We start from the raw sequence: 16,373 nt of genomic DNA, 5'->3' as shown, positions 1-16,373 counted from the left end.
ACGGCGATCTGCCAGAGGAGCTTCCGTTTTTGGGGTTTATTCGCAGGGACTTCACTTTTCACGCCTCCTTATGCGTCTGCCCCTTTCTTCTGGATTCAAAAAAATGGCAAATATTGGCGATCGTCTGGTGCTGCTCGCTCCCGGCGCACGTGAGTTCCACACCACCCGCTAAATCAAAATGCCGCGCACACGTTCCGCACACCTCTCAGGCCGCATGCTGTTGATAAATGTTCCACTTCCCAGCTCAAATCCAGCGAGCTGGGAAATGCGAGAAACAACCGATAGATACCAGTGGAAGCACCCAGACACCTCTCCCACCGGCGCGGAACGAATGGTGATGTTGTAGTCCGGTGCACCTGCGGCAGCCTTCAACCGTCGCAGCAGGCGGCTCAGCACGCCCGCCAGTTCCCCGATGTCCGCATCGCTGATCTCATCATAGGCCGCCTGATGCTTGCGCGGAAAAATCCAGGTGTGATAGGGCGACAGCGCGGCATAGGGCATGAAGGCGACAAACGCCTCTCCAGTTTCGAGAATTCGCTCTTCGGCCAGCAGCTCCTCGTGCAGCACCGTACAATACAAACACCCGCCCTCCAGTTCGTGAAAACGCCGCGCCTCCTGCAAACGCATGCACACCTGCGAGGACAGCACCGGCGCCGCTGTAATCTGCGAATGCGAATGCTCCAGGGAGCTGCCCGCGCGCTGCCCCTGGTTTTTGAAAATAACAATGCTCTCCACCATCGGGTGGCCACGCAGCACTTGGTAGCGTTCCCGGTAGATTCGCAGCACCAGCTCCAAATGCGCCGGATCCATCTCTCCGAGGTCAAGATCATGCCGTGGATGCTCCACCACCACCTCATGCACACCCGAAGCGGACATGGATCGAAACGTGCCGTTCTTTTTCCGCTGCACATTCAGCGTGGCGTCAAAGACGGAATATTTATTGGGCACCACACGCACCAGCCAGGAGCCATCCTGGGCGCTCATGCGGGCGATCTCACCTGGAGTCTGCGCTTCGTTCCCTGTGCAGAAAGGGCAGCCGTCACGATGCGGAGGCCGCGTTAGATGCGACGCCACCTGCGGATGAAAATCATCCGGCCTCAGCGCCCGCTCCGGAGCCATGACAACCCAATCAAGTGTGATGGGATTGAAACGCATTTCGGACATGTGGTACAGATGGATTGGATCTCAGCTAACGCACGGATTACTGTAAGCTGGCAGAAAAAAGCCGCGCAGGTTTCCCCGCACGGCTTCGTGATAGATTAAGCTCTTGCCTCGAATTACTTCGCAGCCTTCTTGAGCGCCTCAGCCTTGTTGGTGATTTCCCAGGTAAGGTCTGTATCGTCGCTCTTGCCGAAGTGACCGTAATTGGTGGTCTTCGAGTAGATCGGGCGCAGCAGGTTGAGCTGCTTGACGATGTCAGCAGGCTTGAAGGAGAACACCTTCAAGACGGCGTCCAGGATCTTGTCGTCATCGATCGTTCCGGTACCGAAGGTGTCGATGTGTACGCTCACAGGCTCTGGATGGCCGATGGCGTAAGCGAACTGCACTTCGCACTTGGAGGCGAGGCCGGAGGCCACCACGTTCTTGGCAACCCAGCGGCCCATGTAGGCGGCGCTGCGGTCCACTTTGGACGGGTCTTTGCCGGAGAAGGCACCGCCACCGTGACGGCCCATGCCGCCGTAGCTGTCCACGATGATCTTGCGTCCGGTCAGGCCGCTGTCGCCCTGAGGGCCACCGACGACGAACTTGCCAGTCGGATTGATGAGATACTCAGTATCCTTGGTGAGCATGTTCTTCGGCAGCACCTTCTTGATGACCTGCTCGATGCAAAACTTCTCGATCTCGGCGTGGCTCACATCCGCAGCGTGCTGCGTGGAGATGACGACGTTCACAATGCGTGTCGGCTTGCCGTCCACGTATTCCACGGAGACCTGGCTCTTCGCGTCTGGGCGCAGCCACTTGGCCAGCTTGCCAGCCTTGCGGATGCGGGTCAGCTCACGGCCAAGGCGGTGGGCGTACATGATCGGCGCAGGCATGAGTTCCGGCGTGTCGTCACAGGCGAAACCAAACATGATGCCCTGGTCACCAGCGCCCTGTTCCTGATGCTTCTTGCCTTCAGCTCCTGCAGCGTCCACGCCCTGGGCGATGTCGGGGCTCTGGATGGTGAGGTAGTTGTTGATGAAAAGCTTGTCGGCGTGGAACACGTCGTCGTCATTGGTGTAGCCAATGCCGCGCACAGCGTCACGGATGACCTTGCCGACGTTGATGACTTCATCGATCGGCTTCGTGGTGCCGTTTTTCTTGTTCTGCAGCTTTGGGATGGTGATCTCACCACCGACGACGACGACATTGCTCTTTGCAAAGGTCTCGCAGGCGACGCGGCTCTTCGGATCGATCGCAAGGCAGGCGTCGAGGATGGCGTCGGAAATGGTGTCGCAAACTTTGTCAGGATGGCCTTCGCCGACGGACTCGGACGAGAAAATGTAGCTACGGGACATGATAGTGGTCTTTTGGGTTATATGGACGAATCATGATTTGATGATGCGTCTGTTGAGAACGGGAGAGTATTCCCCAAACCGGGGGCGTCAATGTGGAATTCGGGGTGGCACCAGCGCTCACCTGCCCGCACCATGCCCTCCCTGAGATGAAACACCTCGCCACCTGCCTCCTCCTGCTTTCCGTTTCTCTCACTCACGCAGCGGCCGAGCCAGCTTTTGCGCCCAAGTCGATGGCCTACGTCCTGCAGGCAGACAAACTCGCCAGCAGCCGCGCAGATGCAGTGCAAAAACTCGCGTCCTGCGACCGCGATCTCATCGTCGTCGATGCCGCCTTCAGCAGCGATGGCGATTGGACCCCTGCAGAGATAGAAACCATCCGCGCCGGAAAAAAAGGCCGCCGCGTGGTCGCCTACGTCTCCATTGGCGAGGCCGAGGACTACCGCCCCTACTGGAAAAAAAGCTGGGATGCCGACCAGAATGGCAAACCAGATGCCGCTGCGCCGAAGTTCCTCAACGCGGAGAACCCCGACTGGAAGGGGAACTACCGCGTACGCTACTGGCAGCCTGAATGGCAGCAGATCATGCTCCCCGCCGTGGACAAGGTCGTCGCCCAAGCTTTTGACGGCATCTATCTCGACATCGTCGATGCCTTTGAATTCTACGAATACGACGCAGCCACCCAAGGCTGGCTCGACGACCGGCCCAATCCTGAGACCGGCAAAACCTATCGGCAGGACATGATCAACTGGGTCACCACCATCGCCCAGCGCGCGCGGGCCAGTCGTCCCGGATTCCTTGTCATCCCCCAAAACGCCACCCAGCTCCTCGCCCACGCAGATTACCGTGAACTCATCAGCGCCATCGGTGTGGAGGATTTGTTCGTCGCAGACAAAAAATTGCGCACCGAAAAGCAGTCGCGCTACGTGCTGAACTTCCTCGCACAGCTCAAGCCGGGCAGCAAACCCGTGCTGGTCATCGATTATCCAAAGTCCGCCGCCATTCACGCCGCCGCATTCGAAGCTGCGGCCCAACAAGGCTTCACCCTGCTGCTCACGGACCGGCAATTAACGAAGCTGGGTGAGTCAAAATGAAGCGATAAGCAGGGCATGCACCCACGTTTTTGACCCAATGCGTCTCCTCTTTCTCTCTCTGTTTTTCGGCACCCTCAGCGCCTGGGCCGCCGAAAAGCCCAACGTCGTCTTCATCTTCGTCGATGACATGGGCTGGGGCGATGTCTCCTGCTTCGGCGGCCTGGTGCCAACCCCTCACATGGACCGACTGGCCAAAGAAGGCATGCAGTTCCGGCAGTTCTACGTGGCCTCCCCCATCTGCTCCGCATCACGCTGCGGCGCCCTCACGGGTCAGTTCCCGGCGCGCTGGCACATCACGAGCTATCTGCAAACGAAAGCGGGCAATCGCGAATGTGAGCAGGCAGATTATCTTGATCCCAAGGCCCCCTCTCTCCCACGCGCTTTCAAAGCTGCAGGCTACGCCACCGCACACATCGGCAAATGGCACCTCGGCGGTGGCCGCGACGTGACAGACGCACCCAAATTCGCCGCCTATGGCTACGATCTCGGCCTCGGCACCTACGAAAGCCCAGAGCCAGCCGCAGCACTCGGCTTGAAGACCACCCCCTGGGAAATCAAACGCGAGCCCCAGCAGGTGCCACGCCACGAACGCACGCGCTGGATGGTGGATGAAACACTCAAATTCATGCAGCAGCACTCAGCCCAGCCACGCTTCGTGAATCTGTGGTTCGACGACGTTCACACCCCCTACCGTCCCGTCGATGCCAAGGATGAGCGCGGCCTCCCGGCAAAATACCGCGACGTCCTCGTCGAAACAGATCGTCAGATCGGCCGTCTCATCGACTCACTGCCTCCCAACACCCTCATCGTCCTCTGCGGCGACAACGGCCCCGAGCCAACCCTGGAGCACACCCGCACCAAGGGCCTGCGCGGCATGAAATGGAGCCTCTACGAAGGCGGCATCCGCACACCGCTCATCGTACACTTGCCCGGCACAGTGCCCGCAGGTGCGGTGAATGACACCACCGTTATCAGCAGCGTCGATTTCATGCCCACCCTCTGCGCCCTGGCACAGATCAAAGCTCCCGCAGCCGATCAGGATGGCGAAGACATGAGCGCCGCCCTGCGTGGCGAAAAAGCAGTGCGCTCCAAACCTCTCCTCTGGGAATACGGCCGCAAACCGGGTGTGGCAGGCAAAGTGAAAAACGGCTTCCCCTATCCCAAAGAACCCGACTCCAAATCTCCCAACGTCGCCATCCGCGACGGCGACTGGAAGCTCCTCGTGAATGCCGACGGCACCCAAACCGAGCTCTACCACCTCGGCCAAGATCCCCACGAAACCACCAATCTCGCCGAGACCGAAAAAGAGACGGCCCACCGCCTAAAAACGGCCGCTTTACACTGGCGGAAGGCGCTGCCGTGAAATTTCCCCTCGCCAGCCGAAAAAATGCCACTAGGATGCGCGCCCCTTTCCCCCCAACCCATGTCCGAACCGAAGAACATCCTCCGCCTGGGTCTGCCCAAAGGCAGCCTTCAGGAGCCAACGCTTGAATTATTCAAGCGTGCGGGGTTCAACATTGTCATTTCCTCCCGCTCTTACCGCCCTTCGGTGGATGACTCGGAGTTGGAGCTCCGCCTGCTGCGCGCCCAGGAAATCGGTCGTTATGTCGATCATGGCTTCCTGGACTGCGGCATCACCGGTCGCGACTGGATCGTGGAAAACGGCGCGGATGTCGAAGTCCTTACCGACTTGCGCTACAGCAAAGCCACCTCCTGGCCCACCCGCTGGGTGCTGGTGGTGCCGGACGACTCCCCCGTAAAGTCCGTCAAGGACTTGCAGGGCAAGCGCATCTCCACCGAAGCGGTCGAGATGACGAAGAAATACCTCGCCGCCAACGGCGTCGAGGCCGAAGTCGAATTTAGCTGGGGCGCCACCGAAGTGAAGGTGCCCGAAATGGTCGATGCCATTGTGGACATCACCGAAACCGGCTCATCCCTGCGCGCGAACAAGCTGCGCATCGTGGACACGCTGATGGAAAGCTACCCCCAATTTGTCTCCAGCCGACCCGCCGCCCGTGATGAATGGAAGCGGCAGAAGATGGAGACACTCGTGCTGCTGCTCAAAGGTGCGCTCGAGGCCCGCCACAAGGTGGGTCTCAAAATGAACGTACCCGCGAAACAGCTGCAGGAAGTGGTCGCATGCCTGCCGTCTCAGCGCTCGCCTACCGTTTCAACACTTGCCAGCCAGGATTGGGTGGCAGTAGAAACGGTCATCGACGAAGCCACCGTGCGGGTCATCATCCCACGACTGAAGTCGCTGGGGGCCGAGGGTATTGTGGAATACCCGCTCAATAAAGTCGTCCACTAGATCAACGCCAACACACAGGAGAACACGAACATGGGATCGCTCAAAAAGCGGAGAAAAACGAAGATCAACAAGCACAAGCGCAAGAAGCGCATGCGCGCGAACCGTCACAAGAAGCGTTTGCGCTACAAGTCGTAACCGCTAGCCTTCCCGGCATGGCTCCTCTCCGCAGTGCGATTCGATCTTATCGAGACGCAGGAAGTCGTGTCATGCCCGGGTACGGCTCGGTTTGCAGGGCCCTGCGGCCCTGTCTGACGCTGGGTCTTGCCGCCTTCTTTGGCTCCCTCCTTTCAAGTCACGCTGTAACAACAGCGGACCTGTCATTGGGAGCCAGAGCGGCAGACACCTCAGACTTGCAACTATCTCCAGGATCTGCCTCCACGGCGGATGCTCTGGCACATTTCAGTGCCGCTCTCCAGTTTGAATCCTCCGGGAAACTGCGGCAGGCGCTGGATCATTATCTGGCCGTTTTCAAAGCTGATCCGAGCAATTCGGATCTGGCTGCGCATACCGCCGGGCTTGCCATGCAATTCCAAGGGCGTGAAACTGCGATAAAAATCCTCGACGAAGCCGTGAGCGCAAGCCCGCGCTCCCCCGCGCCACTGCTCAATCTGGCCCGCTTCGCCAGCACCTACCCGCCTGAGGACCTCTTCGTGAAGGACGAAGTGCCTTCCAAGGCCGTGGCCGAGGCTCTGGCAAAGTTTCCCACCCATGCCGAGGTCTATGAGACCGCGGTCATGCTGCACCTCACCCACAACGAGCGTGACAAGGCCATTCAGGTCATGACTCAGGCCGCCAATCAGAACAGCCGCGATCCGCAGTACTGGCTGTCCACAGGACACACCGCCGAACGCGTCTGGCCGCTCGGTCAGGCCGAGTTCACCACGGAGTATCGCCAGCGGGTGACCCCGTTTTTTGAGAATGCCCTCAAAACCGCCACCAAAGCCAATGCCGAGCGGATCACCCTCGAAGTCGCCCGGCAGTACCTCCTGACCAACGATCCTGAGCGCGCCCGGCAGCTCTGTGAAAAACTGGCAGCCGAATACAACAACCTCGACGCCCGCAAACTGCTTTACCGTCTCTACGTCGCCTCTGAACAGAAGGACAAGGCGCTCGCCGCCTTGGAGCAAATCGTCAAACAAGCACCTGCTGACGCCGAGATGCAGCGCCTGCTGGCCAGTGAGTACGACAGGCTCAAGCAGCCCGAAAAGGCCATTACCCACCTCGAAGCAGCCATTCAAAACGGCGGCGGCGAGATCGGCGACTACGTCAAACTCGGTTGGGAGCTCTATCAGACCCAAAAATTCGATGACATGGTCCGCGTGGGCCAGCGCAGCGTGCGCCTCTTCCCCGATCATCCGCTCGTCCACTACCAGCTTGCCATCGCCCATCGTGCCCGTGAAGAATGGGGACCGTCCGTGCAGTACTTCGCCGAAGCCGAGCAGTTCGCCAGTTCCACCCAGAGCGAGCTCCTGGACCACCTGTTCTACTACCAGTACGGCATCACGCTCGAACGCCTGGCACGTTTCGAAGACGCCTCACTCATGCTGGAAAAATCCATCACGCTGACCCCGCGCGAAGAATCCAAGTCCGCAGCCAACACCATGAACTTCCTCGGCTACATGTGGCTTGATGTCGGCACGCACTTGGACAAAGCGGGCGAACTCATCACCAAAGCCAACGAACTCGTCCCCAATCAGCCCGCCTACATCGACAGCTTGGGCTGGTTCCATTACAAGAAGGGCAACTATCCCGGAGCACTCAAGGAATTGCAGCGCGCCGAAGCCCTCCTGCAGCCCCTGTCCCCCGAGGATGCCGAAATCCTCGAACACATCGGCCTCACCCACCAGTCCCTCGGTGACACAGCCCAGGCCCTCAACTACCTCGAACGCGCCGAAGCCCTCAAGACCCCCGACTTGAAAGCCCGCAAGCGCATCGAAGATGAGCTGAAAAAAATCAAAGGCGGCAAGCCCGACACCGAGAAAAAGTAGTCCCGAGCTTTAGCTCGTTCTGGAAGGTGCGCAGGGCATGAATGGCACTCGGTTTAGGCGGAGCCTCATGGGCTTTGGAGCTTGAGGTCACTCAAGCAACGCGATGGCAGTCTTGGACTGCGGTGGCAAAAATGCACGGTTCAAGCCTGCATCGCCTATACCGCTTTCGTAGGGTGTAGGACGTTTTGTCCTACACGTGCCATTCGCCCGCAGTACCTCAATCATGCAGCCGTTCTTCGGAGTCGATGAAGAACCAGCACACCCCGCCCACCAGATAGGCCACGGCAAACAGCGCGATGTTCACGCTCCAGTTGTTGTTCGTCGCGGCAAGCACCATCGGTACGACCATCGGCGCGATCGCACCCCCGGCGTTCCCCATCATGTTCATGCTGCCCGCCAGCGCCCCGGCATGGCGCCCTCCCACGTCCATGCATGCCCCCCAGGCCCCCGGCATGGCCAGATCGTTGCACAAGGCCGCAAGGCCGATGGCCAGCACCGAGGCCAGCGGCGCTTTCGTCAGCATCGAGATAAGCAACATCAACCCCGCGAGCGTCAGGCCGATCACACCCAGCCAGCGCCGCGTCCGGGCGATGCTGCCAAACATTCGGTCCAGCCGTGCCGAAAACATCCCGGCGACGATGCAGCCAATGCCGCCGAAAAACAACGGCACGCAGGCCAGCAGCGCACGCTCCATTTCCGTGAGCGTAGTGAACTGCTCCTTCAGATAGGTCGGAAACCACGTGATGTAAAAGTACCACGCATAGGACATGCAGAAGTACTGCGCCCAAAGCATCCAGACCGTGCGCGAGGCAATGAGTTTCCCCCACGGCATGGCATGGTCGCCCGGCGGTTCGGTTTCACCGATGTGCGCCAGCTCCGCAGCATTCACCGCAGGGTGATCTTTGGGATGATCTCGGAACCAGCGGAAGAATGACAGCGCCCACACCACCCCGAGCAACCCGAAAATCAGAAACACCCACTTGTAGTGCAGCCCGAGGCCCGCCTTGCCACCGCCGCCGCTCGCGAGCATCCACCCGACCAGCAAGGGCGTGAACGCCCCGCCCCAGCGCGCGCTGAGCCACAGAATTCCCTGCGCTTTGACCCGCTCGGACATCGGAAACCACAGCGTAAACGCCTTGGTCAGATTCGGAAAACACCCCGCCTCACCCACACCAAACAGAAACCGTGACACCACCAGCGAACCAAGATTCCAAGCCCAGCCCGTGGCGACGGTAAAAATCGACCACATCGAAACCACCCGCATCAGCACCCGCCTCGGCCCGATGCGGTCCCCCAGCCAGCCACCAGGAATTTCAAACAACGCATAAGCCCAGCCAAACGCAGCAAAAGCATACCCCATCTCCGTCTTCGTCAGCCCCATTTCCTCCTGCATCATCGGCGCAGCCTGCGAGATGCACACGCGGTCGATGTAGGTGATCACCGCCAGCGAAACGGCAAACAACAGCACCACCTGACGGGCGCGAGAGGGTTGGAGGGTGGATTCCATGTGCGGTCGGGTAAACGCGCATGCTGTCACGCGACCTGACTCAACGTCAACTCCTCTAACATTCCATCACGGCTCACCAACGGTGGGATTTGCCACGACAATCGCGCTCGCCTTGATCGCCCGCGTCAGCACTTCCTTGGGCTGCTTGCCGCTGGGCACCAGCTCACGCGCCATGCCTTTGTAGCGCAGCGGTTTGTAGCCGAGCGCCAGCAGTGCAGCCAGCGGCGCCTGCTTGAGCCCGGGCTTCCAGTAGTCCGGCCCACCGCCCGTTTCATAGTAGTAGATCCAAGTGTGCTGCGGGTCATACCATCCGGCGCAGAGGATGACGTGACGATGCGGAATGTTCATCACATCTCCAGGCTGCAGTTCCTGCGCGCTGGCCAGTTCGGTACACACGGCGGGCAGCTGCGTGGTGTCATGCACGCTTGGCAGTTTCAAGCAGCGTGACACAAAACCCGAACAATCCACCCCTGCGGCCTCGGCGCTCACGGCAGCGTTGTCGGCACGGCGTTTCTCCGGCGATGACACATCCCCACCGGCGCTGCCATTCGCGATGGCGAGATCAAACGAGGCCGCATCATCAAAACCACCCCACTTGTACGGCACGCCGCTGTTCACCTCTCCCGGCACCCACCAGCCCTTGCGGTCCTGCTGCGGTTCATGCGTCACATCCGGCGTATTCACAAGCACGCCCGCCTTGTCCTTCCCATGCAGAATATTACGCGCAAACGGCCGCCAGGTGTGATTCGCGAATCGTTGGGCAATCGCCATCGACTCGTCGGGCGTGACCTGCGAAGGCGCGGAGGGATCGCCCGGAATCAGGTGCACGGCTTCTGCGGCATGTTCCAAAGTCGAATGACAGCTCGTCAGGAGCAGCAGGATTGCAGAGAGGGCGCACTTCATCGGCGGATGATGCGGGGTCTGAGTGCCGGGTCAACCAATTGCGCCTGTTCATGGGGTTGACCGCTCGGCTCTCGTTTGCACACTGCACGTCATGCCCTCCCGCCTCCGCCTCGCAGGCTGCCTGCTGCTGACCGCGTTCGCCTTGCGAACGGATGCCGCACCCACCACACGCACCGCCCTCGTCATTGGCAATGCGAAGTACGAAGCCGCCGTCGGCCCGCTGCGCAACACCGGCAATGATGCCAAAGCCGTGGCCAAAACTCTGCGCGATCTCGGCTTCGCGGTGATCGAAAAACACGATGTCACACGCGATCAACTGCTGCGCGCCGTGGTGGAATTCCGCGCCACCTTGACCAATGCCGAAGTCGGCCTCTTTTACTACGCCGGCCACGGCATCTCCATCGCAGGCTCAAACTACCTGCTGCCGGTCAAATCCGGCTACACCGCCGAGGGAGCCGATGACGTCACCCTGCGCCTGCTGGCAGAAACCAAGCTCTTCAATGTCGAGCAGGCCGTGGCAGACATGAAATCCTCCGGCGCGCTCTGCAATCTCCTCATCCTCGATGCCTGCCGCACCACCGCCGTCGCACGCACCGGCCGCACCCGGGATGCCACCAACCCCGGCGGCCTGAGCGAGATGAAACCGCCCGCCGGATCACTCATCGCCTTTGCCACCGATGCCGGACAAACCGCCCTCGATGGCGATGGCACGAACGGCCTCTACACCGAAGAACTCCTCAAAAATCTGCGCACCCCCGGTTTGACCGTCGAGCAGGTCTTCAAACGCACCCGCGCCGGTGTCCTCGAACGCTCCAATGGCGGACAGATTCCCGCCGAATACTCACGCCTCGTGGGCGACGACATCTTCCTTGCCGGTGAGGCCCCCAAAGCGCCGCCCATGGCAACGCCACTTGTTCCCGAAACGACCCCGGCTCCGCCGCTGCCGACCATAAAAGAGATCTCGAAGCTGGCCGCCGCCGGCAAGGCCAGCGAATGTGTCGAAGCTTTGCAACAGGTCGCGCAAGCCAACGGCCCCGGCGATTTTGCGGCGCAACCCATTGAAATGCTGCTGGAGCAGGTGAAGGAAGACCTTCGGGAGGCCACCATGGCTTCGCCCATAGTCGAATCTTGTGCCACCACCTGCAAACTCGTGCTCAACGCCCTGCGCGACTGCCTGCCACCCGATCATGCACAGAAAATCACCTTCACCGCCAAGGCGCTGAATCGTCGCGGCGATGCCTTGCTGCTGCTCGGTCGCGCCGATGAAGCCCTCGACGCCTACAACACCGCGTTGCCGCTCACGCCGGACGATTCCTACATCCTCTACAACCGTGGCCGCGCGCACCTCGCCCTCGGCAGCACGGCCGAGGCCACCGCAGATTTCACCAGCGCTGCGAGCGACAAGTTCAAGCACCCCGGCGCGAAAAAACTCGCCACGGCGGCACTGGCAAAGCTGAAATAGCCGCCTACCCGGAGTCACACTCGTGGCTTGCGGCGGCGCAGAATCATCACCGCACCACCGAGCAGCAGCAGCAGTCCGCGGGACGGCTCTGGAACGACAAAGATGATGCCTTTGCTGACAAACAATGAGGTGTCCCAGCTGAGGCTGCCGATGTCCGGCAGATCGAGGATCGCATCCGCCTCGATCTGGGAGGTGATGCCGCCGAGCGTCTCGAAATCGATCAGATCGAAATACTGGCCGTAGACATAGGTGACGCCGAGATCCGTGACATGAATGGTCATCGAAGTCGTCAGCTCGAGAGCGCCTGAAACGTCAAGAGCATCATGCTGCGTGGTGGGATCCTGGTCGGGGAGTGCATCGATCAGCGCACTCGTTTGAGCGGGTACGAATACCGAATTTTCCACGCCCAGCGCGGCACTGAGCTGGAGGGTGATCTGCGAGTTGCTGTTGAAGCTGATGTTGCCGTTGATGTTGAGGGTTCCCACGGCATTGCCAAGCGCGGCTCCGGGCTGGATCGCACCGTCCACCAGAATGTCGCCCGAAACAGTGCCGTTGCCGCCGAGGGTGCCCGTGCTTCCCACAGTGAGCAAGCCAGCCGGCGTGAGCGTCTTTTGATTCACATACAAGCCGCCGTCGATCTGATTGAGCGAGGAGAGCTGCACCAGCCTGGCGTTGGTGCCGGTGAGTTCGACGATGGCATCCTGGCCGATGGTGAAGATGCCTGAGCTGGCACCAAACGGCTGCAGGTCGATGGAGGCGGTGCCGGTGGTGGTGGAGTCCGCCTTCCAGGTGCCGCCGGTGAGGGTGCCAGCGCTATCGTTTTGCACCAGCACGTTGTCGTCAAAGGTGCCGGCCAGCGAGGTGGTCAGACGGAAGTTTCCACCCAGCACTTCGACGGTGCCCTGATTGTCAAAGGTACCCACTCCGGTAACCGTCGAAAAACTGAAGAACTGCGCCTGATCTGACGACGTCGTGTTCACACGCACCGTGCCGGTGCTGGCGTTCGTGAACGTCGTGCCGTTTTCCATCTGATAGTCGCTGTTGTCGTTCAACGCGAAGAGTCCGGTGTTGATGAACTGACCGGCACCGCTCCATCCGACGTTGTCCGCTGAGTCATCGGTAACGTTGTGGTTGAGGGTGCCGTTGTTGACAAAGGTACCATTGCCGGTGAACAGGCGGTTGAATGCGTTCTCAACGTTGAAGATGCCGTTGTTGGTGTAGGTGGCTCCCGTGGCGATGCTGATGGTGGAGTTGTCGTTCCAGTTCGTCGTGCCGCCGGTATCGTTGGCGAAGACACCATCGCCGCTGAGGGTGTGGGTGGCCGGCCCTGAGATGTCCAGCGTGCCTTGGTTGTGAAACTCCGCCGTTGCGGCCACGGCAATCGCGCCTCCCGTCCATGACACGGTGCCGCTCGCATCATTGATGAACGAGCCGGTGCCTGCGTAGCCCGATGACGAAGCACCTGAGGGGATGAGAAAACTGCCCTGATTGCGCAGCATGGTGCCGTCGGCAAAGGTGATCGTTCCTTCGAGATGGGTGAATGTGGCACCCGCAGCATTCACGAATTCACCACCGCCGCTCAGGGTCTTGGTCCCGGTGCCTTTCACCGTGAACGTCCCCTCATTGGTCAGCGTATGGGCCTGGGTGTTGATCGCCGACTGGTCCCAGAACATGCCGTCGCCGCTGATGTTAAAGACAAGTCCTCCGGCACCCACCAGCAGATCGCTGGCCACTCCGCCATTGCTGCTGGTGCTCACGCGCACCTGCCCACCGTTGGCCGACGAGCCCGCGATCGTTCCGGTCCACTGGCCGGCAATGCCCAACTGACCGCCATCTGCCGTCCAGATCGCCGCAGTATCACTGGTCCCGCCGACCGCCACGTGCAGGACGCCAGCGTTCGAGCGCAGTTCGCTGCCTGCGGCCGCCACGAATGCACTGCTAGCACCCGTGGCATCGCGGTAAATGAAGCTGGCATCAGCTCCGGCGACGGATTTGACCACGAGGCCGTGGTTCTCAAACGCGCCATTTGAGGTGATCTGGATGTCGCCACGGTTCTGGAAGTCGAAGGTGCCGTTGTTCTCAAACGTCGCGCTGCTCGTGATGACGAAGTTGTCATTCGCACCGCCGTAGGTGTGGTTGAAGGTGCTGTTGTTAATGAAACGACCGCTCCCGGTGAGCGTCACATTGCCGTCCACCGGACTGAACTCGGCCACGCCGTTGTTGACAATGTTGTTGCCGCTGAGAGTCAGGGTGCCACCGGTCAGCGAAAGCATGCCCGTGGAGCTGTTGGTGACCGCCACGCTGCCGCTGATCGCTGCTGTGCCGGAGATCGTCATCTGGCCGTTGTTGATGACGGCAGTGTCCGCTTTCAGCGTTCCAGAAGAATTCAGCGTGACAGTTCCCGTTGCGCTGTTGATGACTGACGCCGCGCCATTGATCGTTGTGGTACCGGTGGTAAATGCCATCAGACCGTTGTTCGTCAGATCGCCACCCGTCAGCGCCAGCGTTCCGGCGGTCAGTTCAAAGGTGCCCGCGCTGCCGTTTTCAAAACTGCCCGTCCCCTGCACGGTGGTGGTGCTCGTACTGGTGGCAAGCAGCAGCCGCCCGTCATTGCGCAGGGTGTTGCCGTTCAGGTCGAGCGTGACCGCCGTGTAGCCGGATGAACCGAGTTGCAGCCCGTTGCCGCTTACCTTGAGGATCGTGGTCGCTGCGGCGGCGGTGAAAACGCCCCCCGTGGTGCCCGCAGGACTCTCGTTGCTGATGATGATCGACCCGCCGCCACTGGTGTCAGTCACCGCCGTCAGTTCCGTCCAACGTCCCGAAAATGACAGCGTCCCACCCGTTGCCGTGGTGAAGGTGCCTGCGGTGGAACTCCCGCCCGCGATATTCAGATGGCCGGCATTCACGGTGATATTTCCAGAGTTTGAAAAAGTGCCGCCGCTTGTGGTACTGGCTGGGAAGAGGTAGGAAGGATCGTTCGAGCCGCTCAACGAACCGGACGATTTGAGGATCAGCCCCGCGTTGGTGAAAGAGGAACCGTTGTTCTGCAACTGTAGGTCGCCGCCGCTGGCGAAGTCATAGGTCCCGTTGTTCAGGATCGCCACGGCACTACTGACGACCAGATTGTCGCCGCCCGTGGCGGTGGCGTGGGAAAAAATGCCACCGGCATCGATCTGCAACGTCCCGGTCGTGTTGCTCGTCAGATTGCGATTGTTCGTCGGCACGAAGTGCAGCGTGGCTCCGTTCGGGACGTTGACCACCGCACCATTGTTGATGCCCAGATTGCCCGCGTCCCAAGTGTCACCGTCCGCGAGCGTGGTGTCGCTCGTGATCGTCGTGCCGCCGATGTCCGCAGCTGGTGCAAGAGGTAAGGCGAGCCATGCCGACAAGGCGATGCTGACGGTCAGAGTAACATTGAAGCGTGGGTAAAGCATGAGGACAACAAAAGCATCCTGGCGGTTGCCATCAGGATGCCGACATTTTTTGCGCTAACTACAGGGTTTACAAAAAGTGCTGCCCACACCCGAACTGTCAAACCACGAGACCTTTACCTTTTAGGCCCTCTTGTCGCTAAATCCGCCACAGCGGATCACTCATGCCACGTCCGTGCAATCCGCTCAATGCTCAACGCCTTGCCCGTGGCCGGATCAATCGTGATCAGCGCCCCGTTCACCCGCACCGCACCACTCCCCACGCCAAACCTTGTCGGCATCATCGTGTGAAATCGCTCCAGCACCGGCTCAATCTGGCTGCCAATGACGCTGTCCATCGGGCCGCACATGCCGGCATCGCTTTGAAACGCCGTCCCCTTCGGCAGCACGCGCTCATCAGCCGTGGGCACATGAGTGTGCGTCCCGACTACGGCAGATACTTTGCCGTCCAAATGCCACCCCATCGCGACTTTCTCGCTGGTGGCCTCGGCGTGAAAATCCACGAAAATGACAGGCGTTTCCTCGCGCAGCTTCTCCACACATGCCGTGATCGCCGGAAAAGGATTTTCAAGCTGCTGATTCATGAACGTGCGCCCCTGCAGGTTCACCACCGCCACTTTGCACTTCTTTGATTCCAGCACCACAAAGCCATTCCCAGGGGTGCCCTCGGGGTAGTTCATCGGCCGCAGCATGCGCGGCTCATCGGCCAGATACGGCACAATCTCCCGCTGATCCCAAATATGATCCCCGCTCGTGACCACCGCCGCACCGGCACGCATGAGGCTGATGGCGATCTTCGGCGTGATGCCGCGCCCTCCGGCGGAATTTTCTCCATTCACCACGATGAAGTCGAGCTTCAGTTCCTCCTTGAGCACGGGCAGCAGCAGGCCAACCGCCTTGCGCCCCGGCTCCCCCACCACATCACCCAAAAAAAGAAGGCGAAAGAGTCCGTCCCCGCTGTCAGCCGTGTTGTCATTCATCGTGGTGCTACTTAGTAGATGATGAAGGCGGGGATCAAGTCTAGGATGTACTTTATGATGATGAAACGAATGCTGCGCGGCTCCCTGCTGCCGGTCACGCTCGCGTCCATGATGGTGACGCCGGGCATGGCGCAGACGATTGTGCCCGCACCCTCCCCGGCGGCCCCTTTGCCCCCCGCCCAGGTGACACCCGCCCCCGGGCCGG

The 16,373-nt window shown here is 60.4% G+C and carries 12 protein-coding genes; 6 read left to right on the top strand and 6 right to left on the bottom strand.

Annotated elements, in window-relative coordinates; all coding sequences use genetic code 11:
* Positions 1-168: 168 nt before the first annotated feature.
* Together PSV43_RS06115 and metK are read right to left on the bottom strand one after the other, a co-directional pair.
* On the bottom strand, positions 169-1,164 hold the full coding sequence (locus PSV43_RS06115; protein WP_300194654.1) for a DUF4921 family protein: 996 nt from the start codon (positions 1,162-1,164) through the stop codon (positions 169-171).
* Positions 1,165-1,277: 113 nt separating this feature from the next.
* Positions 1,278-2,498: a methionine adenosyltransferase gene (gene metK / locus PSV43_RS06110; RefSeq protein WP_300194653.1), complete on the bottom strand. Its 1,221-nt coding sequence runs from the start codon at positions 2,496-2,498 to the stop codon at positions 1,278-1,280.
* 146 nt (positions 2,499-2,644) lie between these two features.
* Between metK and PSV43_RS06105 the strand changes: the two genes are divergently transcribed.
* The 5 genes from PSV43_RS06105 (at position 2,645) to PSV43_RS06090 (ending at position 7,885) form a co-directional block, all read left to right on the top strand.
* Positions 2,645-3,589, top strand: a complete 945-nt coding sequence (locus tag PSV43_RS06105) for an MJ1477/TM1410 family putative glycoside hydrolase (protein WP_300194652.1) — start codon at positions 2,645-2,647, stop codon at positions 3,587-3,589.
* Between the two features lie 37 nt (positions 3,590-3,626).
* A complete protein-coding gene (locus PSV43_RS06100; protein WP_300194651.1) occupies positions 3,627-4,952 on the top strand; it encodes a sulfatase-like hydrolase/transferase in 1,326 nt (441 codons plus the stop codon).
* Between the two features lie 60 nt (positions 4,953-5,012).
* Positions 5,013-5,897 (top strand): ATP phosphoribosyltransferase, encoded by an 885-nt coding sequence (hisG, locus tag PSV43_RS06095; RefSeq protein ID WP_300194650.1) that lies wholly within the window; start codon positions 5,013-5,015, stop codon positions 5,895-5,897.
* A 30-nt stretch (positions 5,898-5,927) separates the two neighbouring features.
* Positions 5,928-6,032 carry an AURKAIP1/COX24 domain-containing protein gene (locus PSV43_RS26125; protein ID WP_133796641.1) on the top strand — a complete coding sequence of 35 codons (105 nt, stop codon included), beginning with the start codon at positions 5,928-5,930 and terminating at the stop codon, positions 6,030-6,032.
* A gap of 215 nt (positions 6,033-6,247) precedes the next feature.
* Positions 6,248-7,885, top strand: coding sequence for a tetratricopeptide repeat protein (locus PSV43_RS06090; protein ID WP_300194649.1), 1,638 nt, complete (start codon positions 6,248-6,250; stop codon positions 7,883-7,885).
* Positions 7,886-8,102: 217 nt separating this feature from the next.
* Here the strand turns inward: PSV43_RS06090 and PSV43_RS06085 are convergent, their stop codons facing one another.
* Both PSV43_RS06085 and PSV43_RS06080 read right to left on the bottom strand, forming a co-directional pair.
* A complete protein-coding gene (locus PSV43_RS06085) occupies positions 8,103-9,392 on the bottom strand; it encodes an MFS transporter (protein WP_300194648.1) in 1,290 nt (429 codons plus the stop codon).
* A 66-nt stretch (positions 9,393-9,458) separates the two neighbouring features.
* Positions 9,459-10,295, bottom strand: coding sequence for a hypothetical protein (locus PSV43_RS06080; protein WP_300194647.1), 837 nt, complete (start codon positions 10,293-10,295; stop codon positions 9,459-9,461).
* Between the two features lie 91 nt (positions 10,296-10,386).
* On the opposite strand from PSV43_RS06080, the gene PSV43_RS06075 reads away from it, so the two are divergent.
* Positions 10,387-11,757, top strand: coding sequence for a caspase family protein (locus PSV43_RS06075; protein WP_300194646.1), 1,371 nt, complete (start codon positions 10,387-10,389; stop codon positions 11,755-11,757).
* Positions 11,758-11,771: 14 nt separating this feature from the next.
* On the opposite strand, the gene PSV43_RS06070 is transcribed toward PSV43_RS06075, so the two are convergent.
* On the bottom strand, positions 11,772-15,191 hold the full coding sequence (locus PSV43_RS06070) for a PEP-CTERM sorting domain-containing protein (protein WP_300194645.1): 3,420 nt from the start codon (positions 15,189-15,191) through the stop codon (positions 11,772-11,774).
* Between the two features lie 155 nt (positions 15,192-15,346).
* Positions 15,347-16,168, bottom strand: coding sequence for a TIGR00282 family metallophosphoesterase (locus PSV43_RS06065; RefSeq protein ID WP_300194644.1), 822 nt, complete (start codon positions 16,166-16,168; stop codon positions 15,347-15,349).
* Between the last annotated feature and the right edge of the window lie 205 nt (positions 16,169-16,373).

The organism is Prosthecobacter sp. (assembly GCF_029946185.1).
Taxonomy (GTDB): Bacteria; Verrucomicrobiota; Verrucomicrobiia; order Verrucomicrobiales; family Verrucomicrobiaceae; genus Prosthecobacter.
Note: the sequence above shows the minus strand (reverse complement) of the source record. Positions and strands in the feature narration are given on the sequence as shown.